This is a genomic window from Emticicia sp. 21SJ11W-3 (genome assembly GCF_024138715.1).
Classification (GTDB): Bacteria; Bacteroidota; Bacteroidia; order Cytophagales; family Spirosomataceae; genus Emticicia; species Emticicia fluvialis.
Genome location: NZ_CP092074.1, coordinates 1,147,578 through 1,161,442, shown reverse-complemented (window position 1 = coordinate 1,161,442; position 13,865 = coordinate 1,147,578). Strand labels below are relative to the sequence as shown.

The 13,865-nt window shown below is 41.4% G+C and carries 12 protein-coding genes; 8 read left to right on the top strand and 4 right to left on the bottom strand.

What is annotated here, in order from left to right:
- The first annotated feature begins 72 nt into the window (after nucleotides 1-72).
- Nucleotides 73-1,071, top strand: coding sequence for a tRNA (adenosine(37)-N6)-threonylcarbamoyltransferase complex transferase subunit TsaD (gene tsaD / locus MB380_RS04855; protein ID WP_253533684.1), 999 nt, complete (start codon nucleotides 73-75; stop codon nucleotides 1,069-1,071).
- A 62-nt stretch (nucleotides 1,072-1,133) separates the two neighbouring features.
- Here tsaD and MB380_RS04850 read toward each other — a convergent pair whose 3' ends face one another.
- A complete protein-coding gene (locus MB380_RS04850) occupies nucleotides 1,134-2,492 on the bottom strand; it encodes a vanadium-dependent haloperoxidase (protein WP_409014672.1) in 1,359 nt (452 codons plus the stop codon).
- A 407-nt stretch (nucleotides 2,493-2,899) separates the two neighbouring features.
- On the opposite strand from MB380_RS04850, the gene MB380_RS04845 reads away from it, so the two are divergent.
- The 5 genes from MB380_RS04845 to MB380_RS04825 all read left to right on the top strand — a co-directional run bounded on the left by MB380_RS04845 (nucleotide 2,900) and on the right by MB380_RS04825 (nucleotide 8,225).
- Complete coding sequence (locus tag MB380_RS04845; protein ID WP_253535528.1) at nucleotides 2,900-4,138, top strand: HD domain-containing protein; 1,239 nt, start codon at nucleotides 2,900-2,902, stop codon at nucleotides 4,136-4,138.
- A gap of 132 nt (nucleotides 4,139-4,270) precedes the next feature.
- Complete coding sequence (gene lpxD, locus MB380_RS04840; protein WP_253533683.1) at nucleotides 4,271-5,329, top strand: UDP-3-O-(3-hydroxymyristoyl)glucosamine N-acyltransferase; 1,059 nt, start codon at nucleotides 4,271-4,273, stop codon at nucleotides 5,327-5,329.
- A 32-nt stretch (nucleotides 5,330-5,361) separates the two neighbouring features.
- Nucleotides 5,362-6,753, top strand: a complete 1,392-nt coding sequence (locus MB380_RS04835; protein ID WP_253533682.1) for a bifunctional UDP-3-O-[3-hydroxymyristoyl] N-acetylglucosamine deacetylase/3-hydroxyacyl-ACP dehydratase — start codon at nucleotides 5,362-5,364, stop codon at nucleotides 6,751-6,753.
- Between the two features lie 58 nt (nucleotides 6,754-6,811).
- Nucleotides 6,812-7,612 carry an acyl-ACP--UDP-N-acetylglucosamine O-acyltransferase gene (gene lpxA, locus MB380_RS04830; protein WP_101727571.1) on the top strand — a complete coding sequence of 267 codons (801 nt, stop codon included), beginning with the start codon at nucleotides 6,812-6,814 and terminating at the stop codon, nucleotides 7,610-7,612.
- On the top strand, nucleotides 7,602-8,225 hold the full coding sequence (locus MB380_RS04825; RefSeq protein ID WP_253533681.1) for an ATP-binding cassette domain-containing protein: 624 nt from the start codon (nucleotides 7,602-7,604) through the stop codon (nucleotides 8,223-8,225). Before lpxA ends, MB380_RS04825 begins: the two co-directional genes overlap by 11 nt.
- 7 nt (nucleotides 8,226-8,232) lie before the next feature.
- Here the strand turns inward: MB380_RS04825 and queG are convergent, their stop codons facing one another.
- Nucleotides 8,233-9,171 carry a tRNA epoxyqueuosine(34) reductase QueG gene (gene queG, locus MB380_RS04820; RefSeq protein WP_253533680.1) on the bottom strand — a complete coding sequence of 313 codons (939 nt, stop codon included), beginning with the start codon at nucleotides 9,169-9,171 and terminating at the stop codon, nucleotides 8,233-8,235.
- A gap of 166 nt (nucleotides 9,172-9,337) precedes the next feature.
- Here queG and MB380_RS04815 point away from each other — a divergent pair, with 166 nt between their 5' ends.
- On the top strand, nucleotides 9,338-9,955 hold the full coding sequence (locus MB380_RS04815) for a hypothetical protein (RefSeq protein WP_253533679.1): 618 nt from the start codon (nucleotides 9,338-9,340) through the stop codon (nucleotides 9,953-9,955).
- Here MB380_RS04815 and lpxK read toward each other — a convergent pair.
- Nucleotides 9,936-10,985: a tetraacyldisaccharide 4'-kinase gene (gene lpxK / locus MB380_RS04810; protein WP_253533678.1), complete on the bottom strand. Its 1,050-nt coding sequence runs from the start codon at nucleotides 10,983-10,985 to the stop codon at nucleotides 9,936-9,938. The two genes, MB380_RS04815 and lpxK, sit on opposite strands and share 20 nt — an antisense overlap.
- Nucleotides 10,986-11,106: 121 nt before the next feature.
- Between lpxK and MB380_RS04805 the strand changes: the two genes are divergently transcribed.
- On the top strand, nucleotides 11,107-12,195 hold the full coding sequence (locus MB380_RS04805; RefSeq protein WP_253533677.1) for an o-succinylbenzoate synthase: 1,089 nt from the start codon (nucleotides 11,107-11,109) through the stop codon (nucleotides 12,193-12,195).
- A 22-nt stretch (nucleotides 12,196-12,217) separates the two neighbouring features.
- Here MB380_RS04805 and MB380_RS04800 read toward each other — a convergent pair whose 3' ends face one another.
- Nucleotides 12,218-13,726: an McrB family protein gene (locus MB380_RS04800; RefSeq protein ID WP_253533676.1), complete on the bottom strand. Its 1,509-nt coding sequence runs from the start codon at nucleotides 13,724-13,726 to the stop codon at nucleotides 12,218-12,220.
- Nucleotides 13,727-13,865 lie beyond the last annotated feature (139 nt).

Genomic DNA, 13,865 nt, shown 5'->3' with positions numbered 1-13,865 from the left:
TGAATTACTCTATAGTAATTTTGTAACAGAAAAGGTTTTTTGACCTTCAAACACAAAATTTTGTCTAAAGTATTGAATATCCTAGCAATTGAATCGTCCTGCGACGAAACATCAGCAGCTGTTATTTCTAACGGTAAAATCTGCTCCAACATTGTTGCCGGCCAGATAATTCACGAGCGTTTTGGCGGTGTAGTACCCGAGCTGGCCTCGCGCGCTCACCAGCAGCATATACTTCCGGTGGTAGAAAATGCCTTAAAAAAAGCAAATATAACAAAAAATCAGCTAAATGCTATAGCTTTTACGCGTGGCCCGGGGCTTCTGGGCTCGCTGCTGGTAGGCACGTCGTTTGCCAAAGCCATGGCATTAGGGCTTGCTATACCGCTTATTGAGGTTAATCATATTCAGGCGCATGTACTGGCACATTTTATTGATAAGCCTGCGCCTTCGTTTCCTTTTTTGTGCCTCACTGTTAGCGGTGGCCACACCCAGATTGTGCTGGTGAAAGATTACCTGCAAATGGAAATAATAGGCGAAACTCAGGATGACGCCGTTGGAGAAGCCTTTGACAAAACCGCCAAATTGTTGGGTTTGCCGTATCCGGGCGGGCCACTGGTTGACAAATATGCCCAACAGGGAAACCCTCATGCTTTTGAGTTTCCGTTGTCTGAAATGCCGGGTTACAACTTTTCATTCAGTGGTATAAAAACTTCTATTTTGTACTTTTTAAAGGCAAATCAGGCTAAGAAACCAGATTTTATTGAAGAAAACATAGCTGATATATGTGCAAGCGTGCAGCACACTTTAATAAAAATGCTTTTACAGAAACTACGCAGGGCAGCCCGCGAGCTAAATATTAAAGAAGTTGCCATTGCAGGTGGGGTGTCGGCCAATTCAGGACTTAGAAAAGCGATACTTGAAATGGGAGAAAAGGAAAAATGGCAGGTGTATATTCCGGCATTTGAATACTGTACAGATAACGCCGGCATGATAGCCATGGCTGCCCATTTTAAGTATCAGAAAGGCGAGTTTACGTCGCAAGAGGTAAGCCCCCTGCCACGTATGGAATGGTAAAATACCATAAGCGCTCTTAAACAAAGACGAGCCTCGTTTTCACAAGGCTCGTCTTTGTTATATTATTTGGCAGCAACACTGGTTTTTCTTCTGGTTTGGGCAACCTGCAACACGTGCTGCCCGATTTTTATACCACATTTATTGCCTTCGTCGCATCCTGACCAATAGTGAATACCGCCATATAAACGGCTGACACTGGCCATAAGTGCGGCTTCTCTGAACGACTGGAACGACATAACGCCGTGGCCGTGCTTATATTCTGTAGAATCAGTAAAGGCAACTTTATCTCCATGAACAAAACTTAACACCTCTGCTGCCGCTGCCGAAATGGTGCTATGCCCGCTTGTATATTCAGGAAATGGCGGCGTTTGTAAAAATGGCTGCCATTTGGGGTCTAGTTCCTGATTGATTACGGTCTCTGGGCGAACTTTTACGCTGCGGTATTTTTCTCTCCAGCAACTGATAAAGCCATCAAGTAGTGCCACTGATGCAAGCATGTACCCCTCAACACTTTTCTGGAAAGAGGCCTTAGTTTTGCGCGAAACGGTGGTGTGAATGGCAAGCCAATGGCCTCCGGGCGTCATTTTTTTATTGGCAAACATCACGTGCCCCATTACGTTCATCACAAACGGGTTATCATCCCAGAACCACGCAATGCGTTTTTGCTCTTCGGTTAGTTTTTTGCCAAGCTCATAAACCTCAAAGGTTTCTTTCCAGAAAGCACTTTTTCTGTCTTTATTATACATGGGCGGTGGTGGTGGCGGGTATTGGCCAGACGAGTCAAGCGCAAAAGCACGAATTTTGTTCCATTCAGGTTCGCAGGCATCGGCATAGGCCGGTGGTGTAGGCACCCAGGTACCCGGCTGGTTGGTTACAGTAAATCTGATACCGCGGGTCTGTTTATATTTGTCGCCACCCGAATAACGCATTACATGAGCAGCTACACTGTCGCCATAGGCCATTGAGCGCTGCATCACATCTTCGGGTATACCCATATCTTCATATTTTTTAAAGAAACCTTTTTCGTAATCATCAAAGAAATTGCCTGAAAAAGTAAGCGTTCTGGCCACTTTCAAAAAGGCTTTGGTACTGGCAAGCGGAAAACAGTATTCTTTACCTGCTTCCGGCTGCGGGCCTTCTTTGTATCCTTTCAGCCTACCTCCCATGGTCTGATACTCCGGATAACCCGGCACCATGGCTTCGTACCCGGCCAGATTGGCGTAGGCATAAATGCGGCTGGCCACAGGCGGTTTAAAAATGTCATGGATAATAACATCCGTAAGCAATTCTACTGACTGGTGATAAAGCTCTGGGTCAGCAGCTTTAGCGTTGTAGACTTTTGCATCGCCTTTTGGTTTACAGGCATTAAAAAGCAAGCCCATCAGAGCAGCACTCAGAATGAGAGATAATTTTTTAATCATGAGTAGTGTAAAAACTAAAACTAAAAAAAACACAATTATTAAGTGCAAATCTACAAAAATTACTTTTTAAAATTTGATGATTTTTATCATTTTAATAATAAATGCTAATCAGTAAAAATTTCAGAGCCATATTCCGGTTACATCATATATTTCGGGCTTTCAGTCGTATAAAACCCACAATTTTTAAAAACCTAATCTTTAGCAGGCCATTAGCCTGTCTAATTAATCGGTGGGTTTTGGGTGTCAATTTCACTTATCTGAAAAATAAATAATAAATTTCATTATCATTTTCAGCCTTTTCACAACCAATTACGTCTTGTTTATGTTGATTGTCTGAAAACCTGACAAAATTCATTCATACATTTGCGCCCAATGCCGATATCGGAAGCGGCCATACCAGATACTCTTTGATGACGACCAATAAAAGAAAGATATTCAATGACCCGGTTTATGGATTTGTAACAATTTATTCTGACTTAATCTATGACCTGATTGAGCATCCTTATTTTCAACGCTTACGCCGTATCAAACAACTGGGTATGGCAGAGTTGGTTTACCCCGGTGCCCTGCATACACGTTTCCACCATGCCATGGGTGCCATGCACCTCATGCAGGAGGCCCTGTTGGTTTTGCAATCTAAAGGAAATATTATTTCTGAAACCGAGTTTGAATCTGCACAAATAGCCATTCTGCTGCACGACATTGGCCACGGGCCGTTTTCTCATGTCCTTGAATGTTGCATTCTGCAGGATGTATCTCATGAAAAAATCTCTGCCCTGCTGATGGACCGCCTCAATAAACAGTTTGACGGACGTTTGTCTATGGCTATACAAATGTTTAAAGGCAACTATGCGCGTGATTTTTTCCACCAGCTGATTTCAAGCCAACTGGATATGGACAGAATGGACTATCTGAACCGGGACTGTTTTTTTACAGGCGTAGCAGAAGGAACCATTGGTGTAGACAGAATTATAAAAATGCTTAATGTGGCAGGCAATAAGCTGGTTGTAGAAGAAAAAGGTGTATTGAGCGTAGAAAATTTCCTGAATGCCCGCAGGCTAATGTACTGGCAGGTGTATTTGCACAAGACCGCCATCTGCGCCGAAACCATGCTGATTAAGATTATAAGCAGGGCAAGAGAGCTGATTAGTAACGGAGAAACACTGTTTGCCAACCCGGCATTTATGGTTTTTCTGAAAGAAAACGTTACCTTAAAGGAATTTGAAAGCAATGATACCTATTTGCAATCGTTTACACAATTAGATGATTACGACATCTGGGCTTGTATAAAAATGTGGCAGTTTCATTCTGACAAAGTTCTGTCAACTATCTGCCGTGATTTGATGAACCGAAATCTGTTTAAAATCAAACTTTCGAATAACCCGATAGACGACACACTCATTAGTTCATTAAAACAGTCGCTGCTTAACAACGGCATACCTGAAAATGAGCTACATTATTTTATTATTGAAGGCGATGTAAGTAACAAAGGGTACGTTCATGGAGACGAGACCATTTACATCAGCACCAAAAATAAAGACGTGGTTGATATAGCCGATGCCTCTGATTTACCGACCATCAAGGCATTGAGCAACATCGTTAAAAAATACTATGTATGTTGGGGCAAAAATGTATATTTGCAATGATTTTGCTATGTTGTAAGGTATTTTTGCATTATTCTAAGAATATTTTCGACAAAAATTATTTTGCCGACACTTAATAAAACAAAGTGGTATATTTTCCAACTCATGCAAAGTTTAAACTCGCTGAAGTATTATATGCAATTTACAATAAAGCAAATAGCACATCTGCTAAATGGAGAAGTAAAAGGAGATGAATCCCTGACAATCAACAATTTAGCAAAAATAGAAGAAGGTAAAGCTGGTGATATTTCGTTCCTTGCGAATCAAAAGTATGAGCAGTTTATCTACACCACAAATGCCTCAGCTGTAATTGTCGGCCGTGAATTTGAGCCCAAAAAAAGTATTTCTGCCACGCTTATTGTTGTAGAAAACCCCTATACATCATTTACCCTGCTACTTGAGGAATACCAAAAGTTTTTGAATTTTTCTAAGATTGGCATAGAACAACCCTCTTATACAGGCGAAGGAGCCGAACTCGGAGAAGGAATTTATCTGGCCGCTTTTGCTTACGTAGGTAAAAATTCAAAAATAGGTAAAAACGTAAAAATTTATCCGCAGGTTTATATTGGCGACAACGTAACCGTGGGTAACAATACCATTATCTATGCAGGCGCAAAGGTGTACAGCAACACGGTAATCGGAAATAACTGCGTTCTGCACGCAGGTGTAGTAATTGGCAGCGATGGATTTGGTTTTGCACCACAACCTGATGGTTCGTATAGGGCTATTCCGCAATTGGGGAACGTTATTTTAGAAGATAATGTAAGTATAGGAGCCAATACCACTATTGATTGTGCTACTATGGGGTCTACAATTATAAGGCAGGGTGTAAAAATTGACAACCTGGTACAGATTGCCCATAATGTAGAAGTTGGCAAAAATACCGTTATTGCAGCACAGACAGGCGTAGCGGGGTCATCAATTATTGGCGAAAACTGTGTTATAGCAGGCCAGGTTGGTATAGTGGGGCATATAAGTATCCCGAATGGCACTAAAATTGGAGCCAAGTCTGGTATTAACAGAACTTTTAAGAAAGAAAATACTTCAGTCTCGGGCGTACCTGCCTTTGAGATTAACGATTATCTGAGGTCAACAGCTATTTTCAGGAAACTGCCTGTTCTGGAAAAACAGGTACGAGAACTTGAAAAACGTTTGGAAGAGCTCACCAGCGAGGGAGCCTTTACAGAGGTATAGATTAGCTGACACCGAAAAATATGATATTGCCAATGAACGTAAAACAACAAACCGTAAAAAAGAAAGTTTCAATTTCGGGCGTAGGTTTGCATACAGGCGAAAAAGTAACGCTGACCATTCAACCTGCTCCGATTAATCATGGGTATAAGTTTCAGAGAATCGACTTAGACAATAAACCAATCATTGAAGCCGATGTAGATTATGTGGTAGACACCTCAAGAGGTACAGTGCTTGAAAAAGAAGGTGCACGCGTACATACCACCGAGCATATTCTGGCCGCCCTGGTAGGCTTACAGATTGATAACGTCCTGATTCAGCTTGATGGACCTGAAATTCCTATTCTTGATGGAAGCGCAATTCAGTTTGTTGAGTTACTGGAAGAAGCCGGTGTGGAAGAACAACCCTCTTTACGTAACTACTACGAAGTTACCGAGGCTATTCATTACCGCAACGACGAACGCAGTATTGAACTGGCAGCATTGCCACTGAATGACTACCGCCTGACGGCAATGGTTGATTATAACTCGGCCATCTTGCACAGCCAGCATGCGCAGTTACATAATATCGAGCTTTTCAAGAACGAAATTGCCCCTTGCCGTACTTTTGTATTTTTGCATGAGTTGGAAGCCCTTTTTAAAGCAGGCTTAATTAAAGGAGGCGATATTGGCAACGCCGTTGTGATTGTTGACAAGGAGGTGTCGGAAGACGAAGTTGAAAATTTATCAAAGCTACTTAACAAGCCTAAAATTCAGGTAGGCAAAACCGGCGTGCTGAACGACACACCGCTGCGTTTTTCTAATGAACCTGCAAGACATAAGTTATTAGATGTAATGGGAGACCTGGCATTGGTTGGTCGCCCGTTGAAAGCTCATATTCTGGCCGCCCGCCCGGGTCACACGCCTAACGTAGAGTTAGCAAAGAAAATCAAAAAACAAATGCTTGACTCGGCCAAAAGTGCCCCACAGTATGACCCTAATACTCCTCCGGTGTTTAATGTAAATGATATTGCCAAGCTGTTGCCACACCGTTATCCGTTTGCACTGGTTGACAAAATTGTTTACCTGGACGGCCAAACCGTAGTAGGCATCAAAAATATTACCATGAACGAGCCGCAGTTTACGGGTCACTTCCCGGAAAACCCCGTTATGCCCGGTGTGCTTCAGATTGAAGCCATTGCGCAAACAGGTGGTGTGCTTGTTCTTACCTCTACCGGAAACCCAGAAGCGTACTGGCCGTATCTGGTAAGTATAGATAACTGCCGTTTTTACAGAAATGTGTTACCGGGCGACACACTTATTATCAGATGCTCTCTAATAAACCCCATGAAACTGGGTGTAGCAAAAATGCATGGAGAAGCGTGGGTAGGCAAAACTCTTGTTTGCGACGTAAACATGACGGCCCGTCTTGTTAAAAAAGCTAAATAAGCAGGTATGGATACCAGTCTTATGAAGCAAAACATTCTAAAGCAATAATCAAACAATTATGAATCAACCATTAGCATTCATACACCCAGACGCCAAAATTGCACATAATGTAGTTGTAGAACCATTTGCTGTAATTAATAAAGACGTTGAGATTGGAGAAGGGACATGGATAGGCTCGCACGCCATTATTATGGAGGGTGCCCGAATCGGCAAAAATTGCCGTATTTTTCCGGGAGCAGTTATTTCTGCTGTTCCGCAGGACCTAAAATTTAAAGGAGAACAAACCGTAACAATTATAGGCGACAATACCACTATCAGAGAATGTGTTACTGTAAACAGGGGTACTGTAGACAAGTATCGCACTGAAATTGGCTCTAACTGCCTGATAATGGCTTATACACATATAGCCCACGATTGTATTGTTGGCAACAATGTAATTCTGGCCAACTGTGTGCAATTGGCAGGCCATATTACCGTGGGAGACTATGCCAATATAGGTGGGATGTCTGCCGTGCAACAATTTGTTAAAATAGGCAAGCATACTTATATTGGTGGCTGCTCACAAATCAGAAAAGATGTTCCGCCTTATATCAAGGCAGCCCGTGAGCCGCTTTCTTACGCGGGTATCAACTCGGTAGGTTTGCGCCGCAGAGGGCATTCAGATGAGAAAATAGCAGAAATACAGGACATCTATCGTTATATTTATCTGAAAGGTTTAAATAATAATGAAGCTGTAACACAGGTTGAGCTTGAGTTTCCTGCTACACCGGAACGTGACGAAATATTGAATTTTATTTCTAATTCTGAAAGAGGAATCATCAAAAGCCCGTTAAAAAAAGCCTTGGATAGTGAAAATTGAGCTGGCTAATATAGGCAAGAAATACAGAAACGAATGGATTTTTCGTAACACTAACCTGACCTTCTCGAGTAACGAGAGTTATACGTTTGTCGGGCCCAATGGAAGCGGAAAATCCACTCTTTTACAAGTAATTGCAGGTTCTCTGCCGCAGTCTGAAGGCCAGATCGCCTATATTGAAAACGGAGAGGTTTTAAGTATAGAAGAGTTTTATAAGAAAATAACCATTGCCGCTCCTTACCTTGAATTGATTGAAGAATTTACCCTGCTTGAAATGGTAGACTTCCATATCAAATTCAAACCGCTTAAAAACAACATTTCTCCTGTTCAGTTTCTTGAGTTGATTCAGCTGGCTCATCACAAAAATAAATCAATCAAAAATTTCTCGTCAGGCATGAAGCAAAGACTGAAACTCGGGCTTGCTTTTTATTCTGATTGCCCGGTTATAATGCTCGACGAACCGACATCCAATCTGGATGCGCAGGCTTCAGGATGGTATTTGAGCCAGGTAGAACAGCATACCCAAAACCGCCTGCTGATTATCTGCTCAAACCAGCCACAGGAATACACATTCTGCAAGAATATAATAGATATAAGAGATTATAAATTAAAATGAAGAATCTTTAGTCTTCTTTAAGAAAAGCAATATTTCTTCGGAGCCCTTCCAGTTTGGTGCGTTTGACGGCTGACCGCCTGAAGATTTCCTGAAACAATTCTCCGGTAATTTCTTCCCAGTCTTTTCTGGTAAATTCTTTTAACTGTGGATTCATCTCAAACTGTGCCGTTTTGTGAGGCCGTGCAAAGGAGTTCCAGGGGCATACGTCCTGGCAAATGTCGCAGCCAAACATCCAGTTATTAAACTTCCCTTTCATCTCTTCCGGAATAGCTTCTTTCAGCTCTATTGTAAAATAGCTGATACATTTACTGCCATCAACCACGTAAGGTTCGGTAATTGCATCGGTTGGGCAGGCGTCTATACAACGTGTGCAGGTGCCACAGTAATCTTTTATAGGGCCGTCTGGTTCCAGTTCCAAATCACAGATAATCTCACCGATAAAGAAAAAACTACCGATTTCGCGGTTTATAAGGTTGGTATGTTTACCTACCCAGCCTACCCCACTCTTTTTGGCCCAAACTTTATCCATCACCGGTGCCGAATCAACAAACACTCTGCCATTTACTTCCCCTATTTCATCAGCTATTGCCTCTACTAAATCTTTCAGTTTGTCTTTCATTACAAAATGATAATCGGTTCCATAAGCGTATTTCGACAATTTAAGGTCTGAGGCAGATTCAGGCAGGGTTTGCTCCGGATAATAATTCAGAATTAGTGTAATTACAGATTTTGCGCCATCAACCAGCTTACGGGGGTCTAATCGTTTATCAAAATGATTGGCCATATAGGCCATTTTACCGTGATAGTTCTTATTGAGCCAGGCCTCAAGGCGCGGGGCTTCTTCTTCCAGAAACTCCGCTTTAGATATGCCACAAAAATCAAAGCCCAATTCTGTGGCTTTGGTCTTAATCAGATTGGCATATTTTACAGCGTACGATTGAAACATACCGCAAATATAGAGTTAAACTGGCTGAAAGATTTTAAAAGGCATGTTTTAAAGCACGCTTTACACTGTACCGCAAAATAACAATCTGGCCAGAGTTCTAAAACTTTTGAATATAAACACTATTTTTACTTCTTATTAATCAATTTATAACAACAAAATTTTAACTATGAAAAAGGTCTGCATTATTACTTTGTTTTCATTCTTATCAATCACAGCTTTTGGTCAGGTAATTCCAAAAGGCACACGTTTTATTGGTGGTAATTTTGGTTTTAATCTCACTCAGCTAAAAAATAATGGCACTGTAGAGAGTAACACTGTAAATCTGGGTTTAACACCGTCTTTAACTAAATTTATTAAAGATAATTTCGCCGTTAATTATTCGTTAGGCTATAACATTGGAATTGGCAGACACAGACAATATGCAACGGGTGAGTTCCATACTCTATATTCACATGCTGTTGCTGCCGGAATATCTTTCACAAATTACAAAATGTTATCAGAAAAACTTGGAGTTTCGGTCAATTATGGCGGTAGTCTGGTGTATCAGTTCCATGTTCATTCAGAAGGACTTTCTGGCACCCCTAGCAACATAAACCTGATCCTTAGTGCCGGACCAGGGATTATTTATCTACTGAACGAAAAATTTGCTATTGAAGGTTCTACCTCATTGGTTAGCCTTAATGCAGGCTACACGTGGTCTGAAAAAACCAAATTAGTAAACGTGGGTATGGGGGCAAACGGCAGCCCGGGTTTAGGCTTAGGTTTCAGATACTTTTTGAGATAAAACCTTTTGCTTTAGCCAATATTAGTTCATTAAATGTTTCTGCATCTGAGATAACCACCTCAATGGGTACATAAAAAAATCTATCAAGCTCTTGCCCGCTCAGCAAGGGCTTTATTTTTACCATGTCTTTCTCGGTGGTTACAATTTGCCTAGGCCGGCTATGATCAATTATTTTAGAAATTTCTTTTCCGGAAAACGCAAAATGGTCCGGGTACTCAAAAGTCTGTTCAATAACAAAACCATGCAGTTTTAAATGTTTCACCAGTACTTCAGGCCTGGCAATAGCGGTTACAAGTGTTACCGGAACCTGGGCATTAAAAACACTTTTGCCTGCATAAGATGCCACCGCTTTATACCGGATACCTGAAAAAAATACCGGTTTATCGGCACCTGCATATTTAGCAATGCCATTAATTATATCTTCTTTTGTTTTAGGTATAATATCATCCGGGCATTTGGTTACAATTACGGCATCTGCTCTTCGGGCACTTTGGCGTATATCGCGCAGCAAACCGGTTGGCACCATAAAATCTTTAAAAAACGGGCGGTTATAATCGCATAAAAGCAGATTCAAGTGCGGAGCAATTTTGCGGTGCTGAAAAGCATCATCTAAAATAACCAGCTCATTATCAGGCCATTGATACTGAATCTGATTCACGCCTGTTACCCGGTCTTCACAAACCACTACTCTGATTTTATGGCTGAATTTCAGGTAATACTGCATCGGTTCATCGCCTATCGTTGAGGCCGTGGCGTTTTCATCAGCTATCACATAGCCTTTGGTAGAGCGTTTATACCCTCTGCTAAGTATACTTAGCTTGTATTTGTCTGCCAGCAGTTGTACCAGATACTCTACATGGGGGGTTTTGCCAGTGCCGCCCAGATTCAGATTCCCTACATTGATGGTAAATACATCCGGCCTGGTGCTTTTCAGAATCTGTTTATCATACAGCCAGTTGCGAACACCAATAATACAGGCCATTACGACACTGAACGGAAAAAGCAATATTTGTAAAAGGGTGGTTTGCATGTAAAATTCTTATAGTGCTTGTGCTTTTAATATCGCTTAATAAGAATAAGGCACAAAACGGGTAATCTGTAGAGTAAAAAATAAAACTTTCTGTACTTTTGCCAAAATTAAGCATTTTTCAATGGGGCTGAAAGCTAAATGGTCTAAACACTTATTGAAATTCAAGTTCGAAGCCGGAACTTCACGCGGTGTTTACACAGAAAAAGAAACGTACTACTTAAAAATCGAAGATACTGAAAATCCGGGGGTTTTCGGTGTGGGTGAAATTGCACCTCTACAAGGGCTGAGCATAGACCATGTGCCCAATCTGGAAGAGGTGATTCATAACACCTGCGTTACTTTTGACAGCCTAGACCTGGAGATTTTCCCCTGGAATCTGAATATTATTCTTTCTCAGCTTATTGATGATGCTTATCCATCTGTAAAATTCGGATTCGAAACCGCCCTGCTTGATCTAATGAATGGCGGCCGAAGAATTATTTTTGAAAATGATTTTTCGGCTGGCAAAAGAGCTATACCTATCAATGGTCTTGTATGGATGGGTAGTAAAGCGTTTATGTTGCAGCAGGTTGAAGAAAAACTAAATGGCGGATTTGATACTTTAAAGTTAAAAATTGGAGCTATTAATTTTGAAGATGAACTAAGTATTCTGGCTTTTATAAGAGAAAAATTTACGGCCGGGCAAATTAGCCTGCGGGTTGATGCCAACGGAGCTTTTAGTGTGGCTGAAGCAGCACTCAAACTAGCTCGTTTAGGTACCTACCAGCTGCATAGCATAGAACAACCCATTAAAGCAGGACAACCAGAGGCAATGGCTGCTTTAATTGAAAAAAGCCCGGTACCTGTTGCCCTGGATGAAGAACTGATTGGTGTAAGTGAATACGTACATAAAATGCAGTTGCTAAAAAAAATAAAGCCTCAATATATTATTTTAAAACCCACCCTGTTGGGAGGCCTGCAACACTGCCGCGAATGGATTGAAATTGCCACCAGACTACAAATTGGCTGGTGGGTAACCTCTGCATTAGAATCTAACATCGGCCTGAATGCCATAGCACAGTTTACGGCCGAGTATAAAAACACGCTACCACAGGGTTTGGGAACAGGCGCATTGTACCATAATAATGTTGACAGCCCATTGATTGTTGAAAACGGAAACTTAAGGTTTGACACCACCAAAGCCTGGGATTTGAGCACCATTGGCTTATAAAGCTTGGGCAGTGTGCCATTTATTATTGGTATATCTGTTTCAGACTTTCTGCTGTCAGCTCCTGATTTACCAGGTATCGGTAAGTTTCGTCGTCAAAATTATCTAGATTAGTGCCAAAAATACCTTTGGTTTTTATGGTCTCTCTTAAAATAACCCCTGACCCAAGAATCAGACGTATCTTCTCCCAATCGTTATAAAAATACTCTTGTAATAACGGAATAACCTTTTTATGAAACACACCTGCTAATTCATCAGCAGTATCTACTCCTAAAAAATAAGCATGGCCTAAGGTATGATTTCTGTCGAGCAAAAACGCTATTCTCTGGTTAATTTTTTCCAGTAACCTGCTTAAGTCAATATCCTCTATGGTCTTCAGCAAAAAGGGCTTCGGCATTAATTCCTTAAACTCAAACCGGCGACGTAAAGCCAGATCCAGCAATGCAATGGAGCGGTCGGCCGTATTCATAGTGCCTATAATGTGCAGATTACCAGGCACTCCAAACATCTCCTGCGAGTAAGGCAACACCAGTGATAGTTCATTTTCGGCGCCCAGCCGCTTATCTGGTTCTATCAGGGTTATCAGTTCACCAAATACCTTTGATAAATTCGCCCGGTTCAATTCATCAATAATCAGCACATAGCTTCCGGCTTTTTCAAATCTTCCGGCGCGGTTTTCTCTGGTATCCTTCATACAGGCCTCAAAGCCGGAATATCCCGCCATTTTTAATGCTTCCAGGCAGGCCTTATAAAAAATGCCCTTTACTACCTCATAATATACCTGCCCGCCCCGTGCAATGGGTCTTAAACCTTCTATGAACTCTTCATAACTGTACGACTGATGAAATGCTATGAACTGAGCAACGGCGCTGCCCGCAATGTTTCTTGCTTCAAATGTTTTACCTGTGCCCGGGGGGCCATAAAAAACCAAATTTGGTGGTATATTCAGCTTTGGCGCATAATTTACTTCTGTTTCGTTCAACAGCAGCGGGTTGTTATCAGTTATTTCAGAGGTGGTATCAGAGGTGCCAATTTCCCAGAAAAGCTCGTTTCTTAAATTTTCATTTTCTGCTATTTGGTAGATGTACTGATTGTGCCGCTCTTTACGTGCGCTTGAAATGGCCATGGCTTTCAGTTCTTCCAGACACTCATGCCAGGCACTTCTTATCTTGATGTCTTCAATGATATGCTTTTGTTCAAAAGGTATATGGGCATACAGATAATCGGGGTTATTAAGGGGCGATAATTCAATGGTTTCGTACCTGGCAAATAGTTGTTCATGGCGTTTACAGAGTATAATATCATACCATAAGCCCTTTTTGCGTCTGAAATCCAAAGCCACATAGTTATTGATATTGGCCGAAATTGCTTTGTCTTTTCTGACAGAAAAAACGATTCTGGGGTCGTCTATGCCTACATTGGTTACTTCTATCAGCTCTTTTAAAAGCACAAAAAACCATAAAGACGCCTCTTTATTATCAATTTCACGTAGTTTCTCAACAAGAAGCTCTTTATTAGACCCAGCTGTGCTCATATTTGGAAATGATTTGATACTTAAATACCCCGATAACTTTTACGGCTCTAAAAATAGTACAATAAAGATTCAGAAAAAAACCAGGCCCGGGTTATAACACCTAAGAAAAGAAAAAGGCCACGTAACTGGATGTGGCCTT